This is a genomic window from Paraburkholderia fungorum, assembly GCF_046026025.1.
Taxonomy (GTDB): Bacteria; Pseudomonadota; Gammaproteobacteria; order Burkholderiales; family Burkholderiaceae; genus Paraburkholderia; species Paraburkholderia fungorum_E.
In genome coordinates, this window is the sequence record NZ_JAQQFL010000001.1 from 362,424 (window position 1) to 381,045 (window position 18,622).

Genomic DNA, 18,622 nt, shown 5'->3' on the forward strand with positions numbered 1-18,622 from the left:
CAAGCGTATCTCTGAAAGCAGAACGGCGCGGGTTGAACCCCGCGCCGTTCTGCTTTTTGCGTTGTGCGAAGCGCTTGCTGGAAGCCTCAACGCCTATCGGTCTGAGCCAGGCATCAGTCAGGTCCTGCTCAGTGCTTGCCTGTGCTCCCGAACCCGCCCGCACCACGTTCGCTGGTTTCGAAATCGTCGACGATATTGAATTCGGCCTGAACCACCGGCACGATCACGAGTTGCGCGAGGCGCTCCATCGGATTCAGCACGAACGTAGTCTCGCCGCGGTTCCACGTCGAGATCATCAGTTGACCTTGGTAATCCGAATCGATCAGGCCGACCAGATTGCCCAGCACGATTCCATGCTTATGGCCGAGACCCGAACGAGGCAGAATCAACGCCGCATAACCCGGATCGGCGACGTGAATCGCCAGACCCGTCGGTACCAGCGCGGTTTCACCGGGTTTCAGCGTCAACGGTTCGTCGAGGCAGGCCCGCAGGTCGAGGCCCGCGCTGCCGGTGGTGGCGTAGGCCGGGAGTTGGTCGCGCATGCGCGCATCGAGAATCTTCAGGTCGAGTTTCATGCAGGTTCGAAGGGTTAAGGCGTGGAGGCCGGGCGTCCGGGTTGGAACGCGTCGGCGAGAAGTTCATAGGAGCGCAGCCGGGCACGGTAGCTGCCCGCTACGGTGAGCACAATCAGTTCGTCGGCCTGGAACTGTTCCTGCAACGCATGCAGGCGCTCAGTGACGGTTTCCGGCGTGCCAATGATACTGCGCGGCTTCTCGCGGTCGATCACCAGACGCTCGCGCTCACCGTATTCCTGAGCGAGGCCTTGTTCGACGGTTGGAATCGGCGCGTTCAGACCATAGGCCATTTGCACGCGCCGCAGGTCGACGGCTTTTTCCAGCTCGGCGGCTTCCTGCTCGGTGTCCGCGCAGATCACGAATACGGCGGCGGCCAGATAGGGCTGCTGCGTTTCCAGGCTCGCGTTGAAGCGATCGCGATAGGCATGCGCCACCTGATGCCCGAAATGCGCATTGATGAAATGCGCGAACGCAAAGCGGATGCCGAGTTGTGCCGCCAGCAGGCCGCCGAATTCACTCGAGCCAAGCATCCACAGTTGCGGACGCGTGGCGATCTGCGGTTGCAGCAACACGCCATGCGCAAGGTGATCTTCAGGCAAGGTGCCGTGCATCAGGCCGACCAGATCGGCAACCTGCTGAGTGAAAATGTCGCCGCGATTGTAGGCGCCGGCCGCGACCGCTTGCGCCGTGCGCATGTCGCCACCGGGCGCGCGTCCTACGCCGAGATCAATGCGATTGGGAAACAGCGCCTCGAGCATCATGAATTGCTCGGCGACCTTGAACGGGCTGTAGTACGGCAGCATGACGCCGCCGGAGCCCAGGCGAATGCGTTTGGTCACGCTGCCGAGGCGCGCCAGCATCACCTCGGGGCACGGGTTCGACACGCCGCGCAAGCCGTGATGCTCGGCGCACCAGTAGCGCGTGTAGCCGAGGTCGTCGGCCAGTTGCGCGAGTTCGAGGGTGGCGGCGATTGCGTCCGCCACCGAGTGCCCGTCGATCACGGGCGTTTGATCGAGCACGGAAAGTAGCGTCATGTCAGTACTGCTCCAGATACAGATAACTCGGTGCGCTGGAGGCGCTCGCGGTGAACGCATGCGCCGCCGCGAGCGCCTTTAGCGGATCAGACTTGTGTCGGGCAGACGCTTCGCAATTTCGACGATCAAGGCGCGCGCGAGCGTCTGCTTGTCGGCGCGCGGCAGTTTGGTTGCACCGCCCGCTTCGAACAGGATGACCTCGTTGTCGTCGAGTCCAAAAGTGAGCGGGCCGAGATTGCCGATCAGAAGCGGCACGTTCTTGCGCACGCGTTTTTCTTCACCATGCACTTCGAGGTCGCCGCTTTCCGCTGCAAAGCCGACCGCGAAAGGCGGATGCGGCAGCTTGGCCACCGAAGCCAGAATGTCCGGATTTTCGACGAAGGTGAAGGTAGGCAGCGCGCGCTCGGCGGTCTTCTTGATCTTGTGTTCGCTGGCGTGATCGACGCGCCAATCGGCCACTGCGGCCACGCCGATAAAGATGTCGGCGTCCGCGACCGAGCGCATCACCGCGTCGTGCATTTGCTGCGCGGTTTGCACGTCCTGGCGGAACACGCCCCACGGCGTTTCCAGCGCAACGGGGCCGGCGATCAGATGTACCTCGGCGCCGGCTTGTTGCGCGGCGCGCGCCAGCGCAAAACCCATTTTGCCGCTCGAACGATTGGTGATGCCGCGCACCGGATCGAGCGGCTCGAACGTCGGCCCAGCGGTCAGCAACACGCGACGACCGGACAGGATCTTCGGTGAGAAGAATGACGCGATCGCTTCGTAAGTCGCGGCTGCTTCGAGCATGCGCCCGTCGCCGACTTCGCCGCACGCTTGCGGACCCGAATCGGGGCCGAGCACTTCAATGCCGTCCGCGCGCAACTGCGTGACGTTGCGTTGGGTGGCTGGGTTTTGCCACATCTGCCGGTTCATCGCCGGTACGACGAGCAGCGGACAATCGCGCGCGACACACAGCGTCGAGAGCAGATCGTCGGCCATGCCGTGTGCGAGTTTGGCGAGGAAGTCGGTGGAGGCGGGCGCAATCACAATCGCGTCGGCTTCGCGCGACAGATCGATATGCGCCATGTTGTTCGGCACGCGAGCGTCCCACTGGCTCGTGTAGACCGGCCGGCCGGACAGCGCCTGCATCGTGACGGGGGTGATGAACTGCGTGGCCGCTTCGGTCATGACGACCTGGACGGTCGCGCCGGCCTTGGTCAGGAGACGCGTGAGCTCGGCGATCTTGTAGCAGGCAATGCCGCCCGTCATGCCGAGGACGAGGTGTTTTCCTGCGAGTTCTGCGGTTGCCAACGAAAGCCTCCGACAAAGCGTAGTGGCGGGCAACGGTGCGGTTGCCGCACCGTTAGACGCCGTTAGCGTGAGCCGCGTACGCGCCGCAACTCGTCGAGCACGAGCAGGATCGCGCCGATCGTGATCGCGCTGTCGGCGAGATTGAACGCTGGCCAGTGCCACGTGCGGACGTGGAAGTCGAGAAAGTCGATCACATGGCCGTACGCAAGCCGGTCAATCACGTTGCCGAGCGCACCGCCGAGAATCAGCGAGAGCGCCGTGCAGAACATCTTCTGTCCGCCGTGACGCTTGAGCAGATAGCAGATCACGAGTGCCGCGACCACGCCGAGCGCAGTGAACGCCCAGCGCTGCCAGCCGCCCGCCATCGCGAGGAAGCTGAAGGCGGCGCCCCGGTTGTACACGAGGATCAGGTTGAAAAACGGCGTGACCTCATGCGGAACACCGTAGGCAAACACCTTCTGGATCGCGATCTTGGTGAGCTGATCGAACAGAATCACGATCAGCGCAACGCCAAGCCAGGGCGCCAGCGAACTATTTCCGGACGACGTTTTCGACACGGTTCTTGCCATTATGCCGCGCTCCTCGTTTCGCCGTTGCCGAACAGATTGCTGAAGCAGCGGCCGCACAGGGTGGGGTGCTCGGCGTTGGCGCCGACGTCCGCGCGGTAGTGCCAGCAGCGCTCGCATTTCAGATACTTCGAGGCGATCACGTCGACACCTTCTTGCGCTTCGCTGTCGACCTTCACGATGTTCGCCGCCGAGGTGATCAGCACGAACTTGAGGTCGTCGCCGAGGCTCGCGAGCGCGTCGTAACGCGCGCCGCTCGCGCGGATTTCGATTTCCGCCTGCAGCGACGAGCCGATCAGGTTCGCCACGCGTGCTTCTTCCAGTGCCTTGGTCACGTCGCTACGCGCCGCGCGCAGCAGGGTCCATTTGTCGAGCAGGTCGCCGGCCTGCGGCACTGCCGGGAACGCGTGATACGTCTCGACGAAGATAGTTTCGCTGTTCGGCTGGAACACCTTCCACGCTTCTTCCGCGGTGAACGACATGAACGGCGCCATCAGACGCAGCAGGCCGTGCGCGATGTGATACAGCGCGGTCTGCGCCGAGCGGCGCGCGACGGAGTCGGCCGCCGTGGTGTACAGGCGGTCTTTCAGCACGTCCAGGTAGAAACCGCCCAGGTCTTCCGAGCAGAACGTCTGGAGCTTGGCGACCACCGGGTGGAATTCGTACTTGTCGTAGTGCGAGAGGATGTCGTTCTGCAGATTCGCCGACAGCGCCACTGCGTAACGATCGATCTCGAGCCAGTCTTCGACCGGACGCGCGTGTTGCGCGAAGTCGAAGTCCGACAGGTTCGCGAGCAGGAAGCGCAGCGTGTTGCGGATGCGGCGATAGCTTTCCGTCACGCGCTTCAGGATTTCTTCGGAGATGGCCAGTTCGCCCGAGTAATCGGTCGAGGCGATCCACAGGCGAATGATTTCCGCGCCGAGGCGGTTGGCCACTTCGTGCGGGTCGATACCGTTGCCGAGCGACTTGCTCATCTTGCGGCCTTCGCCGTCGACGGTGAAGCCGTGCGTGAGCAGCGCGTTGTACGGCGGGCGGCCGTCGAGCATCGAAGCGGTCAGGAGCGACGAGTGGAACCAGCCGCGGTGCTGGTCCGAGCCTTCCAGATACAGGTCGGCCGGGAATTGCAGTTCGTCTTTATGCGAGCCGCGCAGCACGTGCCAATGCGTGGTGCCCGAATCGAACCAGACGTCGAGCGTGTCGCGGTTCTTTTCGTACATGTTGGCGTCGTCGCCGAGCAGTTCGCGCGGGTCGAGCGTTTGCCACGCTTCGATGCCGGCCTTCTCGACGCGTTGCGCGACTTCTTCGAGCAACTCAAGCGTGCGCGGATGCAGCTCGCCGGTTTCCTTGTGCACGAAGAACGCCATCGGCACGCCCCATTGACGCTGGCGCGACAGCGTCCAGTCCGGGCGATTCGCGATCATGCTGAACAGGCGCTGCTTGCCCCACGACGGATAGAAGGCGGTGTTCTCGATGCCTTCGAGCGCGGTTTCGCGCAGCGTTTTGCCGGAGTCGTTCGGCTTCACGTCCATGCCGGCGAACCACTGCGAAGTCGCGCGGTAGATGATCGGCGTTTTGTGGCGCCAGCAGTGCATGTAGCTGTGCCGATAGTTCTCGGTCCGCAGCAGCGAGCCGGCTGCCCGCAGGGCTTCGACGATCTGCGGATTGGCCGCCCAGATCGACAGGCCGCCGAACAGCGCGAGCGATTCGATGTAACGGCCGTCGCCCATCACGGGGCTGATGATGTCCGAATCAGCCATGCCATGCGCCTTGCACGACACGAAGTCTTCCACGCCGTATGCCGGTGACGAGTGGACTACCCCCGTACCCGATTCGGTCGTCACGTAGTCGCCGAGATAAACCGGCGCCGTACGCTTGTAGGCCGGATGCGCGGCGGCGAGCGGATGATTGAAGCGCAGGTTGACGAGCTTCGCGCCCGGCGCGGTTGCGATGATTGCGCCTTCCAGTTCGTACTGTTTCAGGCACGCTTCAACACGTTCTTCGGCGAGGATCAGCAAGCCGCGCGGCGTGTCGACCAGCGCGTAGACGATTTCCGGATGCAGGTTCAGCGCCTGGTTGGCGGGGATGGTCCACGGCGTGGTGGTCCAGATCACGATGCCGCCTTCGTTGCGCGGCAGTGCCGTCAGGCCAAAAGCTTGCGCGGTCTTTTCCGGCTCCGCGAAGCTGAACAGCACGTCGATGGTCGGATCGGTTTTGTCCGCGTATTCAACTTCTGCTTCGGCCAACGCCGAGCCGCAGTCGAAACACCAGTTGACCGGCTTCAGACCGCGATACACATAGCCCTTTTCGATGATCTTCGCGAGCGCGCGGATTTCACCGGCTTCGTTCGTGAAGTTCATGGTCTTGTACGGATTGTCCCAGTCGCCGAGCACACCCAGACGGCGGAAGCCGACCTTCTGCTTCTCGATCTGTTCGCTCGCGTAGGCACGCGCCTTCTGCATCACTTCGGCGGCCGGCAGCGACTTGCCGAACTGCTTTTCGATCTGGATTTCGATCGGCATGCCGTGACAATCCCAGCCCGGCACGTAGGCCGCGTCGAAGCCCGCCAGATTGCGCGCCTTGACGACCATGTCCTTGAGGATCTTGTTCACCGCGTGGCCGAGGTGGATGTCACCATTTGCATACGGCGGGCCGTCGTGCAGGATGAACTTCTTGCGGCCTTTGCTGGCGGCGCGGATTGTCTCGTAGACCTTGCGTTCCTGCCATTCCTTGACCCATTGCGGCTCGCGCTTGGGCAGGTCGCCACGCATCGGGAACGGCGTGTCGAGCAGGTTGACCGGATAGCGTGACTGCGGTTTCGAATCGGCTTTCTTGTTGCTCATGATGAGGTCGCGGTGAATTCTTTCTAAGCGCAGCGAGGCTGCGGTATGCGCACGAAGCGCAGGGCGTGGGGCGCGCCCGGCAGGCATGTCGCGTGATCCACGGACGCCCTTCGATGCGCGCGGCAGTGGGTACATGCAGCGCTCAGCGCGCTGGCATGTACCGCGGCGGCTATCTAATTCGGTCAGTGGCCGAAGTGGCGAAACCGGTGGAACGGCTGCCCGGCGTGCCGGCGCCAGCCGCCGCGAACCACGCGCGTGCATTGGCGACGTCGCGCGCGATGGCGGCGGTCAGCGTTTCGAGGTCGACGTACTTTTCCTCGTCGCGCAGCTTTTTCAGGAATTCGACGCGCACGAGTTTGCCATACGCATCGCCGTGCCAGTCGAGCAGGTGCACTTCGAGCAGCACACGGCCGGAATCGTCGACGGTGGGACGCAGGCCGAGGCTGGCGACGCCCGGCAACGGTTCGTCCGCCACACCATGCACGCGCACCACGAAAATACCGGCGAGCGCCGGGCGCTTGTGTGCGATCGGCAGATTGAGCGTGGGGAAACCGAGGTCGCGGCCGAGTTTCATGCCGTGGACGACGTGGCCGCTGATCAGGTAGTCGCGGCCCAGCGCGGCACGCGCCGAGTCGAGGTCGCCCGCCACCAGCGCCGTGCGCACGCCCGAGCTGGAAATGCGCGCGCCCGACGGGTCGGCGACAGTGGCCATCTGCTCGACTTCGAAACCGTGCTGCTCACCCGCAGTCTTGAGGGACGCGAAATCGCCCGCGCGCCTGGCGCCGTAACGGAAGTCGTCGCCGATCATGACCCAGCGGGCATGCAACCCGTTGACGATGATCCGTTCGACAAACGTATCTGGCGACTGGCTCGCGAAGGTGTGATTGAAATGCTCGACCACGACCCGGTCGACGCCGTTGGTGCGCAGTGCCTCTAGCTTGTCGCGCAGCATGGCGATACGGGGCGGCGCGCCGGCCGGGTTGAAGAACTCGCGCGGGTGCGGCTCGAAGGTCATCACGCAGACGGGCAGGCCGCGTGCATCGGCTGCGGCCCGGACGTGGGCGAGCAAAGCCTGATGGCCGCGGTGGACACCGTCGAAGTTGCCGATGGTCAGTGCGCAGGGCGCACGGCTTTCAGCATTGGGAAGACCGCGGAAGACTCTCACGATAGCGGGTTTGAGGTAGGGCGGGCAATGTGCCGCAAAATAAACGATTATAAACGCTCGGCGCACGAGACGGCGGCGTGTCGCCGTTTCAGTGTCCCCCGAATGATAAAATCCGCGGATGAAAAAACTCGTCATCCTGATTTCGGGGCGGGGAAGCAACATGGAAGCTATCGTTCGCGCTTGCGCGGGCGAGGGTTGGGCGGCGCAAGTCGCCGCCGTGATTGCCAACCGTCCTGACGCTGCGGGCCTTGCGTTCGCGGCGTCGCACGGCATTGCCACGGCGGTGGTCGACCATCGCCAGTTTCCCGACCGCGACAGCTTCGACACCGCGCTGGCGCGCGAAATCGACAGCTTCGCGCCCGACCTGGTCGCGCTCGCCGGCTTCATGCGGGTGCTCACGCCCGGTTTCGTCGACCATTACGCCGGGCGCATGCTGAACGTGCACCCGTCGCTGCTGCCGAGCTTTCCAGGCCTGAAAACCCATCAACAGGCACTTGACGCCGGCGTGCGGCTGCACGGCGCGTCGGTGCATTTTGTCACGTCGCAGCTTGATCACGGGCCGATCGTCGCGCAGGCGGCTGTCCCCGTTGAGGCTGGCGACACCCCCGCCATGCTCGCGGAACGCGTGCTGGCAACCGAACACATTATCTATCCACGCGCGGTGCGCTGGTTCGTCGAAGGGCGTCTTGCTCTCGACGGCTTGCGTGTCACGCTTACGCCGCCGGAGCCGCAATGGCTCTTTGCCGGTCACACCGCCGGAGAGGGCGCATGAGATTACATGGTTTTTTGATTGGACAAACCGAGACTTTGCTGGCTGAAGTCCTGAAACTTACCGGCCCGGCCGACGCCACCACGAGCCGCTTTTTCCGCGCGCATCCGAAGCTCGGGCATGGCGAGCGCGGCGTGATCGCCGAGGCGGTCTTCGCGGTGCTACGTCGCCGGATGGAATTCGCCCACCTCGCCGAAGGTGGCGCGGGCAGCCCGGCGCGCCGCATGGCCTTGCTCGGCCTGATGCAAACGGCGGGCCGCACGGCCCTCAAGCCGTTCCTGTCGGAAACCGAATCGCATTGGCTCGAGCACGTCGCGAAGATCGACCCTGAAAGCCTGCCGTTGCGGATTCGCCTGAATCTGCCCGACTGGATCTACCAGGCGCTGTCCAAGCGTTTCGAGCCCGCGGAACTGGCGCAACTGGCCGCCGCGCTGAACTATCCGGCACCGCTCGATTTGCGCGCGAACCCGATCAAGGCAAGCCGCGACGAGGTACTGGACGCGCTGTCGAAAGCGGGTATCGAAGGTGGCGCGACACCCTTCGCGCCGTTCGGCGTGCGGGTGGTCGGCAAGCCGCCGCTCACCAAGCTCGACGCGTTCCAGCACGGCTGGGTTGAGGTCCAGGACGAAGGCAGCCAGTTGCTGTGTTCGCTGGTCGCGCCCAAGCGCGGCGAAATGATCGTGGATTTCTGTGCGGGCGCGGGCGGCAAGACGCTGGCGCTGGGCGCGGCGATGCGCTCTACCGGGCGTCTGTACGCCTTCGACATCTCCGAGCGGCGCTTGGCCAAACTCAAGCCGCGCCTCGCGCGCAGCGGGCTGTCGAACGTGAATCCGGTGCTGATCGACAGTGAACACGACGCCAAGATCAAGCGTCTGGCCGGCAAGATCGACCGCGTGCTGGTCGACGCACCGTGCAGCGGCCTGGGCACGTTGCGCCGCAACCCGGACCTGAAGTGGCGCCAGTCGCCGGAATCGGTGGCCGAACTGGCGCCGAAGCAGTTGTCGATTCTGGCCAGCGCCTCGCGTCTGGTGAAAAAGGGCGGCCGTCTCGTCTACGCAACCTGCTCGATTCTGGAAGCGGAAAACGAAGTCGTCGTGCAGAAGTTCCTTGCCGACCATCCGGACTTCGCCCTGGTGCCGGCGCGCGACGTGCTGGCCGAGCAGCGCATCGATCTGGAAATGGGCGATTACCTGTCGCTGTGGCCGCACCTGCACGCCACTGACGGTTTCTTCGCAGCCGTTCTGGAACGCCAGAGCTAAACGCTATTTGCCGGTGCGCCGCGGTTCTTGTTCTGAACCCGGCGCACCGGCGATTTCGGCGACATCATGCTAAACCGCATTTTTCCTCACATGTTCGGCGACCTCGCGCGTGACTTCGGACAACCGGTCATGCTGTGGCAGGTCGGCGTACTGCTTGGGACGCTTGCCGTCGCGTGGCTGCTCGCGCGTCTCGTACGCCGGTCGCTCGATCTGCGCCGTCAGACGCGTTACCAGACCCTGCGCTTCGGCGCGGAAAGCCTGAACCGTGCATTCTTTCCGCTGATCGGCGCCGCGCTCGTCTGGCTCGCGCAGGCGATCACCGGCCAGTTCATGCACACTGCGCTGCTCGACCTGGCGCTGGTGCCCCTGTTCGGCATCGGACTGATTTACATCGTGTTTTTCTTCGCGCGGCGGGTTTTCAGCCAGGACGGCGCGAATCATCCGTGGCTGTTCCTGGTCGAGAAGATCGTCTCGCTGGTCGTCTGGGCCGGCATGATCCTTACCGTGATGGGCATTCAGGACGACGTGATCGCCTGGATGGGAAGCGTGCGCTTCCGGGTCGCGAATGCCCACATGACGCTGCTCTCGCTCACCACGGGCCTCCTGTGGGTGTGCGTGACGATGGTCGTCGCGATGTGGCTCGGCGCGACCTTCGAAGACCGCCTGATGCGCTCCAGGACACTCGACGCCAACCTCAAGGTGGTGGTGGCGCGAGTCGGCCGTGCCGCGTTCGTGCTGGCGGCCATACTGATCAGCCTGTCACTGGTCGGCATCGACATCACCGTACTGGGGGTGTTTGGCGGCGCGCTGGGCGTGGGGCTTGGGTTCGGGCTGCAGAAGATCGCCAGCAATTACGTCTCGGGCTTCATCATTCTGATCGACCGCTCGCTGCGCATCGGCGACACGATCAACGTCAGCGGCCTGCAGGGCATGGTCACGCAGATCCGCACGCGTTATACCGTAGTGCGCGGCCTGGACGGCATCGAAACGCTGATCCCGAACGAAAAGCTGATTACGGACGTGGTGCAGAACCAGTCCTCCTATCTGACGCGCGGCTATGCCAAGGTGGCCGTGCAGGTCGCTTACTCCGGCGACGTCGAGCAGGCGATGGCGCTGCTCGCCGAGGCCGCGCAGGGTGTCGCGCGCGTGTTGCAGGAACCGGCGCCTACGCCCTATCTGGTGAGCTTTGGCGCCGACGGTATCAATCTGGAATTGGGCTTCTGGATCGAAGACGCGGCGACAGGCACTTCAGGCGTGCGCTCGGCCGTGAATCGCAACATCTGGCGCTTGTTCTCTGAACACGACATCTCGATTCCTTTCGCGCAACGCGAAGTTCGAATCGTGGGCAACGTGAGCGACGCAATGCCGCAAGCGGTAACAATGACTGCTCCGGCGGCAAATCAGGCCGACAGCGCCCGCTGACGGGCACTTCAAACCCGCCGGCAGGTGGAAAAACCACCTTCGGCGCGTTCTATCCGGTTGATGCCGCACAAAAAATCCCTATTTGTTACAAACACTTGGAACGCTTCAAGTAGAATATCGTCCAATCCCGCTGTATGCTTTCACTTTCTTGACACACGTATTTTGCGTGTGTCTGGCGTCTCTTGTTCCACAGGTAAATTGCCTTGTTGAATTCCTTGCTCGATTTTCTTGCCCACGGCCTGCTGCACTTCTCGTGGTGGCAACTTGTGCTGTACACGCTGATCGCGACGCATATCACGATCATTGGCGTGACGGTCTATCTGCATCGGTGCCAGGCGCACCGCGCGCTGGACTTGCATCCGGTCGTCAGTCATTTTTTCCGTTTCTGGCTGTGGATGACCACGGGCATGTTGACCGGCCAATGGGCCGCGATTCACCGTAAGCACCACGCCAAGTGCGAGACCGAAGAAGATCCGCACAGCCCGCAAACGCGCGGTATCTGGAAGGTGCTGCTCGAAGGCGCGGAACTGTATCGTACCGAAGCCAAGAATGAAGAAACCATGCGCAAATTCAGTCACGGCACGCCGAATGACTGGATGGAGCGCAACGTCTACACCAAGTACCCGATCCTCGGCGTGAGCCTGATGATGGTGCTGAACGTCGCGCTGTTCGGCGTCGTCGGCCTGACTATCTGGGCTGTGCAGATGGTGTGGATTCCGTTCTGGGCCGCCGGTGTGGTCAACGGCCTCGCGCACTTCTGGGGTTACCGCAACTTCAATTCGTCGGATGCGAGCACCAACATCTTCCCGTGGGGCATCATCATCGGCGGTGAAGAACTGCATAACAATCACCACACTTACGCGACGTCGGCCAAGCTGTCGAACAAGTGGTACGAATTCGACATCGGCTGGATGTACATCCGCATCATGTCGGCGTTTCGTCTGGCCAAGGTGAAGAAGGTCGCGCCTACGCCGCGTCTGACTACCGGCAAGCTGGTACTCGATCAGGACACGTTGCAAGCCGTGCTGGCAAACCGCTACGAAGTGATGGCGCGTTACGGCAAGGCGCTCAAGCGTGCATATCGCCAGGAACTGGCGCATCTGAAAGAAGTGGGCGCGCGCGAGAAGTATCAGGTCATGCGTGGCGCGCGTAGCTGGTTCCACAAGGAAGAAGCAGGTCTTGACGAGCCGCAGAAGCGCCAGTTGCCGCAAATCTTTGCGAACAGCCAGAAGCTGAAGACCTACATCGACATGCGCAATGAACTGGCGGCGATGTGGGAGCGCTCGAATGCGTCGCGCGATCAACTACTGGTTCAGCTGCAAGACTGGTGTCATCGCGCGGAACAGAGCGGTATCAAAGCGCTGCAAGACTTCGCGATGCGCCTGCGCCGTTATGCTTGATCGTATGCCTGATCGCGAAATCTATTAAAATTTCGTTACGTCACAAAACCCCGCGTTGGCGGGGTTTTGCTTTTTGGGCCGCGGTAATTTCAACGATACGCGATTGAGAGTCCGCGGCGGCAGAGCGAAGGCAGAGGAGATCATGGATCAGCAGACGATCAGGGCCGTCGAATACGACCGCCCGCAGGCGCAGGGCACGACCTGCGGGATCGGGCAGGCGTGGGCGAAGGTGCCCGACGTGCCGTCGGCGGAGCAGAAGGTGGCGCTGAAGGAGCGCATCCGCGCATTGCTTAAGCGCGAAAAAGCTGTGCTCGTCGCACACTACTACGTCGACGCAGAGCTGCAGGAACTCGCCGACGAAACCGGCGGCTGCGTGGCAGACTCGCTGGAGATGGCGCGTTTCGGTCGCGATCATGAAGCGCAAACGCTGGTGGTGGCGGGCGTGCGCTTCATGGGCGAGACTGCGAAAATCCTGAGTTCGGACAAGCGCATTCTGATGCCCGATCTCGACGCAACCTGTTCGCTCGACCTCGGCTGTCCGGTCGATGAATTCTCGGCCTTCTGTGACGCTCATCCGGATCGCACGGTAGTCGTGTACGCGAACACCAGCGCGGCCGTTAAGGCGCGTGCGGACTGGATGGTGACGTCGTCGATCGGGCTGGAGATCGTTGCCGATCTGCACGCACGGGGCGAAAAGATCATCTGGGCGCCGGATCGGCATCTCGGCAGCTATATCCAGACCAAGACCGGCGCGGACATGCTGTTGTGGCAAGGATCGTGTCTTGTGCACGACGAATTCAAGGGCATCGAGCTCGATCTGTTGCGCGCCGAATATCCGGGCGCAAAAGTGCTGGTACATCCGGAGTCGCCGGCTAACGTGGTGGCGCAAGCGGATGTGGTGGGCTCGACAACGCAGTTGATCGATGCCGCGCAAAAACTCGACGCGACGCATTTCATCGTGGCAACCGATCTCGGCATTCTGCACAAGATGCAGCTTGCCGCGCCCGGCAAGACCTTGATCGCCGCGCCCACGGCCGGCAACAGCGCGACCTGCAAGAGCTGCGCGCATTGCCCATGGATGGCGATGAACGGCCTCGCCAATCTGGCCGACGTGCTCGATCGCGGTCACAACGAAATCTTCGTCGACCGGGCGATTGGCGAGCGCGCACGTCTGCCGATCGACCGGATGCTCGACTTCGCGGCGCGTCACAAGAAGCGCGTGCAAGCCAGCGGCGACCTCGCGCGCGACGCGCAACTGTATTCGAATGTGGGAGCGGCGTAATGGGGGCGGTGGAGCACAATCAGACCGAGGCGGTGTCGCCGCTGTTCGCGGAGATTCAGGCGCAGTACGGCGCCGCATTCGATGCCGCGTTAGCACGCAACGTTGCTGACGCGCTCGCCGAAGATGTTGGCGCAGGCGATCAGACCGGGCGCCTCGTTCCCGTGGACGATGTGCGCGATGCGCGCATCATTGTGCGCGAAGATGCCGTGCTGTGCGGTGTGCCCTGGTTCAACGCGGTGATGCGCCAGGTCGATCCGCGCATCGACGTCCGGTGGCGTTATCGCGAGGGCGATCGGATGACAGCGGATACACCGGTTTGCGAGCTGCACGGTCCTGTCCGCGCGCTGTTGACCGCTGAACGCAATGCGCTGAATTTCCTGCAAATGCTATCTGGCGTGGCGAGCGCGACGCGCCGCTATGTCGACGCAATTGCCCACACTCAGACGCGTGTCCTCGATACGCGTAAGACCTTGCCCGGCTTGCGGCTCGCGCAGAAATACGCGGTGCGCGTGGGCGGCGGTGCGAATCAGCGCCTTGCGTTGTACGACGGCATTCTGATCAAGGAAAACCACATCGCCGCAGCGGGCGGCGTTGGTGCCGCAATGGATGCGGCACTTGCGCTGAATGCGGGCGTGTCGATCCAGATCGAAGTCGAAACGCTGGCTCAATTGGAAATCGCGTTGACGCATCGCGCGAAATCCATTTTGCTGGATAACTTTTCGTTCGAGGCGATGCGCGACGCAGTGCGTATCACCGCCGGACGGGCGGTGCTGGAGGTGTCGGGCGGCGTGAACTTCGAGACGGTGCGGACCATTGCGGAAACGGGGGTCGACCGCGTGTCTATCGGCGCGCTGACCAAAGATGTGCGCGCGACGGATTACTCGATGCGGATCGTCTAGGCCGCGCACCCACGCCGTTCGCAAGTCATGAAAAAGCCATCGCTGGGAAACCGGCGATGGCTTTTTCACTGCGGCTTTGAAAATCACACGTTGCGGTTACGCACGTGCTCTGGTGACAGTACCGTTGGCAGCGCTTTCGGCAACGTGGCCGGCCAATCGCGGCTGAAGTGCAAGCCGCGGCTCTCACGCCGTGAGCGAGCGCCTTCGACAATCAGCGACGCTACGTCGACCAGATTGCGCAGTTCGAGCAAATCGCGGCTGACCTTGAAATTCGCGTAGTACTCATGGATCTCATCGCGCAGCAGCGCGAGTCGATGCTTGGCTCGCATGAGCCGCTTGTCCGTGCGCACAATGCCCACGTAGTTCCACATGAGGCGGCGCAACTCATCCCAATTGTGCGCGACGACCACTTCTTCGTCTGGATCGGACACGCGGCTTTCGTCCCAGTCCGGCAGCGGGGCATGAACGGCGGCGCTGAAACCTTCTTCCTCAATAGCCTGCGCTGCGGAGCGTCCGATCACGAGGCACTCGAGCAAGGAATTGCTGGCAAGCCGGTTTGCGCCGTGCAGGCCGGTGCATGACGTTTCCCCGACCGCATAGAGACCCGCGAGATCGGTCCGGCCGGCCAGATCCGTCACGACGCCGCCGCACGTGTAGTGCGCGGCAGGCACAACCGGAATGGGCTCCTTGGTGATGTCGATACCGAATTCGAGGCAGCGGGCCAGAATCGTCGGGAAGTGTTCGCGCAGGAATTCCGGCGACTGGTGGCTAATGTCGAGATATACGCAATCAATGCCGCGCTTTTTGATCTCGAAGTCGATTGCGCGCGCGACGATGTCGCGCGGCGCGAGTTCGGCGCGTTCGTCGTGGTTCGGCATGAAACGCGTGCCGTCGGGCAGCTTCAGAATGCCGCCTTCGCCGCGCACCGCTTCCGAGATCAGGAAGGACTTCGCATAAGGATGGAACAGGCAGGTTGGATGGAACTGGATGAATTCCATGTTCGACACGCGGCAACCCGCGCGCCAGGCCATCGCGATACCGTCGCCGGTCGCCGTATCGGGGTTGGTGGTGTACAGATAGACTTTGCCGGCGCCGCCGGTTGCGAGCACGGTATGCGGCGCTTCGATTGTCACGGTGCGGCCGCTTTGCAGATCGAGTGCGTACAAACCGTGGCAGCGACGGCCGGGCAGACCGAGACGGTCCGACGTGATCAGATCGATCGCGTAGTGGTCTTCGAGCAGGGTAATGTTGGGATGACGTCGCACACGTTCGCTGAGCGTGGCGACCACGGCATGGCCAGTTGCATCCGCGGCATGAATGATCCGGCGATGGCTATGACCGCCTTCGCGTGTCAGATGAAAGCCGAGTTCGGCTGCGTCGTCTTTGGTGAATGGCACGCCTTGCTCAATCAGCCATTCGATCGCGGCGCGCCCATGCTCGACGATGAAACGTGTTGCCGTCTCGTCGCACAGGCCTCCGCCCGCGATCAATGTGTCGCGCACATGGTTTTCGATGCTATCGGACGAATCCAGTACGGCAGCGATCCCGCCTTGCGCCCAATCGCTTGCACCTTCGGTCATCGATCGCTTGGCGACCACTGCCACCCGCCGGGACTCTGCGAGGTTGAGCGCGACGCTCAACCCTGCCAGACCGCTACCGACAATCGCTACATCGAATTCCATCGCCCGCATCTCCGTCTTTCGTTTTGCCATGGCGGCGAGCCGTCAGCACGCCGCTAAAACGAGAAAGGATACGCGCCACAACGCATGAGGGAAAGCTGGCCGAACAGGATAAGACTGTCCTGATAGGAAAAGTGCAGCTAAAGGGCCGCTAAAGGACAGCTAAATAGTGCGATGGAGGAGCTCGGAAAACAAAAAAGCCCCGCACGAATGCGAGGCTTTTTTGCAGATCTTTTTGCCTTCGTCAGGCAGGAGCCAAGATTTATTTAATCTTGGTTTCCTTGTAGTCAACGTGCTTACGGACGACCGGATCAAATTTCTTGATCAGCATCTTTTCCGGCATGTTGCGTTTGTTCTTCGTCGTCGTGTAGAAGTGACCCGTGCCTGCGGTCGATTCCAACTTGATCTTGTCGCGTGCGCCTTTCGCCATGATTTACTCCTTAGGCTTCACCGCGTGCGCGCAGATCTGCGAGCACAGCGTCGATGCCGTTCTTGTCGATCAAGCGCAGACCGGCGTTCGAAATGCGCAGACGCACGAAACGGTTTTCGCTTTCCACCCAAATACGGCGGCTTTGCAGGTTCGGCAGGAACCGGCGCTTGGTTTTGTTGTTCGCGTGGGAAACGTTGTTGCCGCTCATCGGCGCTTTCCCAGTTACTTGGCATACGCGTGCCATGAGAGCACTCCTAATACGCTAATTCTGAGTTCGAACGCCGTGAAAGTTTCCCGAAAAGAGCCGCGCTTGAGAGTTTGAAACTCGAGGCACGTTTCCTTTCCGGAACGCCTTGGTGGCTTCGGAACAGGGGGGTTGGAAATAGGCAAACCGGAATTCTAGCAGAAAAAAAGCCGCAAAATCAAACCTTATTTGCGATGCCGAACTCGGCGCGATGTTATCGGGCCCCAGGTTCAGACCGTTTCACGGCCAGCCGGCACGGGCAAACGAGTAGGTATTGTTGGCGCCGATCACCAGATGATCGATTAGCTTTACGTCGATTAGCGCAAGTGCGTCGCGCAGCGTATGAGTCAACCGGCAGTCGCTCGCGCTCGGCTGGACGGCGCCGGAGGGGTGATTATGCGCGACGATCAGGCTGGCGGCATTCAGACTCAGCGCGCGCCGCACAATCTCGCGCGGATAGACCGCCATGCGTGTCAGCGTGCCGTGTGCGCTTTCTTCACAGCGGATCAGCCGATGCCGGGCGTCGAGAAAAAGTGAGACGAAGACCTCCTGCGCCTTGCCGCCTATATGTAGGCGCAGATAGTCCTGCACGGCCTCGGGCGAGTTCATCAGCGAACGATCGCGCATTTTATCAACCAGCGAGCGCCGCGCCATCTCCATGATGGCGAGCAACTGTGCCTTCTTTGCCGGACCGATGCCGCGCAGGCCGTCGAAGTCCGAATAGGTGGCGTCGAGCATGGTCCGTAGCGAGCCGAACCGGTCGAGCAGGGTGCGCGCGACGTTGAACACATCGTGACCGGGCAGGCCCGAACCGAGCACGAGCACGATCATTTCGGCGTCGGACAGCACGCTCGGCCCTTGCTCGATCAGGCGCTCGCGCGGCATGTCGCTTTTAAGCCATTTACCGCGTACGCGCGGCCGGCCCGGCGGCGTGCCGGCGCTCGCGGCCGTCCCGGCGAGGCGAACGCCCGGATTCGCTTCGGCATTGTCAAATGCGGCGCAAGCGCGTGGTGGCGCCGGGGCGGGCGCCACCGCAGCGGGCGCGGCCGGCTCAGGCAGGCTTCTATCGCGTGTCGCTTCGTCTGTCGTGCAGGCGTAATCAGCCATATTAGATACGTATCCTCCAGTTGGGTTTGGGGCGTTGCGCGGTGCCCGGCCGTGCCTCGATACCTGCGACGGACCCAAGCCGCCGCCCGCTATGTGGCTTACAATAGGCGCTTTGCGCACGGCACCACGACGGTTTGCCACACGCGTCGGCTGCGCCAGCGGCGCACGCGTGCAGCGCGCTTCGACTGAGCGAGCATTGCATGAGCATCATCGACATTTCCGAAGTGAAACCCGGTTCACACGTGACGCTTCACTACCGGCTTTCTCTTGCCGATGGCGCCGAAGTCATCAATACGTTTACCGACAGGCCGGCCACGCTGCTGCTCGGTGCGGGTCAACTGGCGCCGCCGCTGGAAGATATTCTGCTGGGTTTGAAGGTGGGCCACCATTCGACCTTTCAGCTAACGCCGGGCCAGGCGTTCGGCCCGCGCAATCCGGAGCTGATCCAGCGGGTCTCGCTGGCCACGCTGCGCGAAAACAGCATGATCGGCGAGGATTTTTCGCCGGGTGATCTGGTCGAATTCAACGCGCCGGGCGGCGGCCGCTATGCCGGTGTCCTGAAAGAAGTTGGCGAAACGTCGGCGCTGTTCGATTTCAACCATCCGCTTGCCGGCCAGGCGCTGGCGTTTGAAGTGAAAATCATCGGGATTCTGTAAAC

17 protein-coding genes are annotated in these 18,622 nt (G+C 62.5%); 7 read left to right on the plus strand and 10 right to left on the minus strand.

All coding sequences use genetic code 11. From position 1 onward, the window contains the following. Positions 1-128: 128 nt before the first annotated feature. From dut to PQR67_RS01675, 6 genes are all read right to left on the minus strand, one after another. Positions 129-575, minus strand: coding sequence for a dUTP diphosphatase (dut, locus tag PQR67_RS01650; protein WP_074282416.1), 447 nt, complete (start codon positions 573-575; stop codon positions 129-131). A 14-nt stretch (positions 576-589) separates the two neighbouring features. Next, positions 590-1,609: an LLM class flavin-dependent oxidoreductase gene (locus PQR67_RS01655; RefSeq protein ID WP_408453544.1), complete on the minus strand. Its 1,020-nt coding sequence runs from the start codon at positions 1,607-1,609 to the stop codon at positions 590-592. Between the two features lie 78 nt (positions 1,610-1,687). Continuing rightward, on the minus strand, positions 1,688-2,902 hold the full coding sequence (coaBC, locus tag PQR67_RS01660) for a bifunctional phosphopantothenoylcysteine decarboxylase/phosphopantothenate--cysteine ligase CoaBC (RefSeq protein WP_408453547.1): 1,215 nt from the start codon (positions 2,900-2,902) through the stop codon (positions 1,688-1,690). Positions 2,903-2,964: 62 nt separating this feature from the next. After that, positions 2,965-3,471, minus strand: coding sequence for a signal peptidase II (lspA, locus tag PQR67_RS01665; protein ID WP_408453550.1), 507 nt, complete (start codon positions 3,469-3,471; stop codon positions 2,965-2,967). Beyond that, positions 3,471-6,308: an isoleucine--tRNA ligase gene (gene ileS / locus PQR67_RS01670; RefSeq protein WP_408453553.1), complete on the minus strand. Its 2,838-nt coding sequence runs from the start codon at positions 6,306-6,308 to the stop codon at positions 3,471-3,473. The genes lspA and ileS overlap by 1 nt, the downstream gene beginning before the upstream one ends. A gap of 169 nt (positions 6,309-6,477) precedes the next feature. Continuing rightward, complete coding sequence (locus PQR67_RS01675; RefSeq protein WP_408453556.1) at positions 6,478-7,473, minus strand: bifunctional riboflavin kinase/FAD synthetase; 996 nt, start codon at positions 7,471-7,473, stop codon at positions 6,478-6,480. A gap of 118 nt (positions 7,474-7,591) precedes the next feature. On the opposite strand from PQR67_RS01675, the gene purN reads away from it, so the two are divergent. The 6 genes from purN (at position 7,592) to nadC (ending at position 14,504) form a co-directional block, all read left to right on the plus strand. Next, a complete protein-coding gene (gene purN, locus PQR67_RS01680; protein WP_408453559.1) occupies positions 7,592-8,245 on the plus strand; it encodes a phosphoribosylglycinamide formyltransferase in 654 nt (217 codons plus the stop codon). Then, positions 8,242-9,501, plus strand: coding sequence for an RsmB/NOP family class I SAM-dependent RNA methyltransferase (locus PQR67_RS01685; RefSeq protein ID WP_408453562.1), 1,260 nt, complete (start codon positions 8,242-8,244; stop codon positions 9,499-9,501). Before purN ends, PQR67_RS01685 begins: the two co-directional genes overlap by 4 nt. A 66-nt stretch (positions 9,502-9,567) precedes the next feature. Continuing rightward, positions 9,568-10,923, plus strand: coding sequence for a mechanosensitive ion channel family protein (locus PQR67_RS01690; RefSeq protein ID WP_408453565.1), 1,356 nt, complete (start codon positions 9,568-9,570; stop codon positions 10,921-10,923). Between the two features lie 203 nt (positions 10,924-11,126). Beyond that, positions 11,127-12,323: a DesA family fatty acid desaturase gene (locus tag PQR67_RS01695; protein ID WP_408453568.1), complete on the plus strand. Its 1,197-nt coding sequence runs from the start codon at positions 11,127-11,129 to the stop codon at positions 12,321-12,323. A gap of 142 nt (positions 12,324-12,465) precedes the next feature. Beyond that, entirely contained in the window at positions 12,466-13,605 is a 1,140-nt protein-coding gene (gene nadA, locus PQR67_RS01700) for a quinolinate synthase NadA (RefSeq protein ID WP_408453571.1), read from the plus strand. Further along, entirely contained in the window at positions 13,605-14,504 is a 900-nt protein-coding gene (nadC, locus tag PQR67_RS01705; RefSeq protein WP_408453573.1) for a carboxylating nicotinate-nucleotide diphosphorylase, read from the plus strand. Before nadA ends, nadC begins: the two co-directional genes overlap by 1 nt. An 83-nt stretch (positions 14,505-14,587) precedes the next feature. On the opposite strand, the gene nadB is transcribed toward nadC, so the two are convergent. From nadB to radC, 4 genes are all read right to left on the minus strand, one after another. Then, the gene (gene nadB, locus PQR67_RS01710; RefSeq protein ID WP_408453575.1) at positions 14,588-16,186 is read right to left on the minus strand and encodes an L-aspartate oxidase; all 1,599 of its coding nucleotides are present in this window, start codon (positions 16,184-16,186) and stop codon (positions 14,588-14,590) included. 259 nt (positions 16,187-16,445) lie between these two features. Then, positions 16,446-16,613: a 50S ribosomal protein L33 gene (gene rpmG, locus PQR67_RS01715; protein WP_006050116.1), complete on the minus strand. Its 168-nt coding sequence runs from the start codon at positions 16,611-16,613 to the stop codon at positions 16,446-16,448. A gap of 10 nt (positions 16,614-16,623) precedes the next feature. Then, the gene (gene rpmB, locus PQR67_RS01720) at positions 16,624-16,857 is read right to left on the minus strand and encodes a 50S ribosomal protein L28 (RefSeq protein ID WP_064268656.1); all 234 of its coding nucleotides are present in this window, start codon (positions 16,855-16,857) and stop codon (positions 16,624-16,626) included. Positions 16,858-17,097: 240 nt separating this feature from the next. Then, positions 17,098-17,964: a RadC family protein gene (gene radC / locus PQR67_RS01725; RefSeq protein WP_408453578.1), complete on the minus strand. Its 867-nt coding sequence runs from the start codon at positions 17,962-17,964 to the stop codon at positions 17,098-17,100. Between the two features lie 200 nt (positions 17,965-18,164). Here radC and PQR67_RS01730 point away from each other — a divergent pair, with 200 nt between their 5' ends. Then, positions 18,165-18,620 (plus strand): FKBP-type peptidyl-prolyl cis-trans isomerase, encoded by a 456-nt coding sequence (locus PQR67_RS01730; RefSeq protein ID WP_169489088.1) that lies wholly within the window; start codon positions 18,165-18,167, stop codon positions 18,618-18,620. The last annotated feature ends 2 nt before the right edge of the window (positions 18,621-18,622 follow it).

Bases quoted from the DNA above. Each gene is read 5' to 3' on its own strand.
- dut (WP_074282416.1), bottom strand. From the start codon at position 575: ATGAAACTCGACCTGAAGATTCTCGATGCGCGCATGCGCGACCAACTC.
- PQR67_RS01655 (WP_408453544.1), bottom strand. From the start codon at position 1,609: ATGACGCTACTTTCCGTGCTCGATCAAACGCCCGTGATCGACGGGCAC.
- lspA (WP_408453550.1), bottom strand. From the start codon at position 3,471: ATGGCAAGAACCGTGTCGAAAACGTCGTCCGGAAATAGTTCGCTGGCG.
- ileS (WP_408453553.1), bottom strand. From the start codon at position 6,308: ATGAGCAACAAGAAAGCCGATTCGAAACCGCAGTCACGCTATCCGGTC.
- purN (WP_408453559.1), top strand. From the start codon at position 7,592: ATGAAAAAACTCGTCATCCTGATTTCGGGGCGGGGAAGCAACATGGAA.
- PQR67_RS01685 (WP_408453562.1), top strand. From the start codon at position 8,242: ATGAGATTACATGGTTTTTTGATTGGACAAACCGAGACTTTGCTGGCT.
- PQR67_RS01690 (WP_408453565.1), top strand. From the start codon at position 9,568: ATGCTAAACCGCATTTTTCCTCACATGTTCGGCGACCTCGCGCGTGAC.
- nadA (WP_408453571.1), top strand. From the start codon at position 12,466: ATGGATCAGCAGACGATCAGGGCCGTCGAATACGACCGCCCGCAGGCG.
- nadC (WP_408453573.1), top strand. From the start codon at position 13,605: ATGGGGGCGGTGGAGCACAATCAGACCGAGGCGGTGTCGCCGCTGTTC.
- nadB (WP_408453575.1), bottom strand. From the start codon at position 16,186: ATGGAATTCGATGTAGCGATTGTCGGTAGCGGTCTGGCAGGGTTGAGC.
- rpmG (WP_006050116.1), bottom strand. From the start codon at position 16,613: ATGGCGAAAGGCGCACGCGACAAGATCAAGTTGGAATCGACCGCAGGC.
- rpmB (WP_064268656.1), bottom strand. From the start codon at position 16,857: ATGGCACGCGTATGCCAAGTAACTGGGAAAGCGCCGATGAGCGGCAAC.
- radC (WP_408453578.1), bottom strand. From the start codon at position 17,964: ATGGCTGATTACGCCTGCACGACAGACGAAGCGACACGCGATAGAAGC.
- PQR67_RS01730 (WP_169489088.1), top strand. From the start codon at position 18,165: ATGAGCATCATCGACATTTCCGAAGTGAAACCCGGTTCACACGTGACG.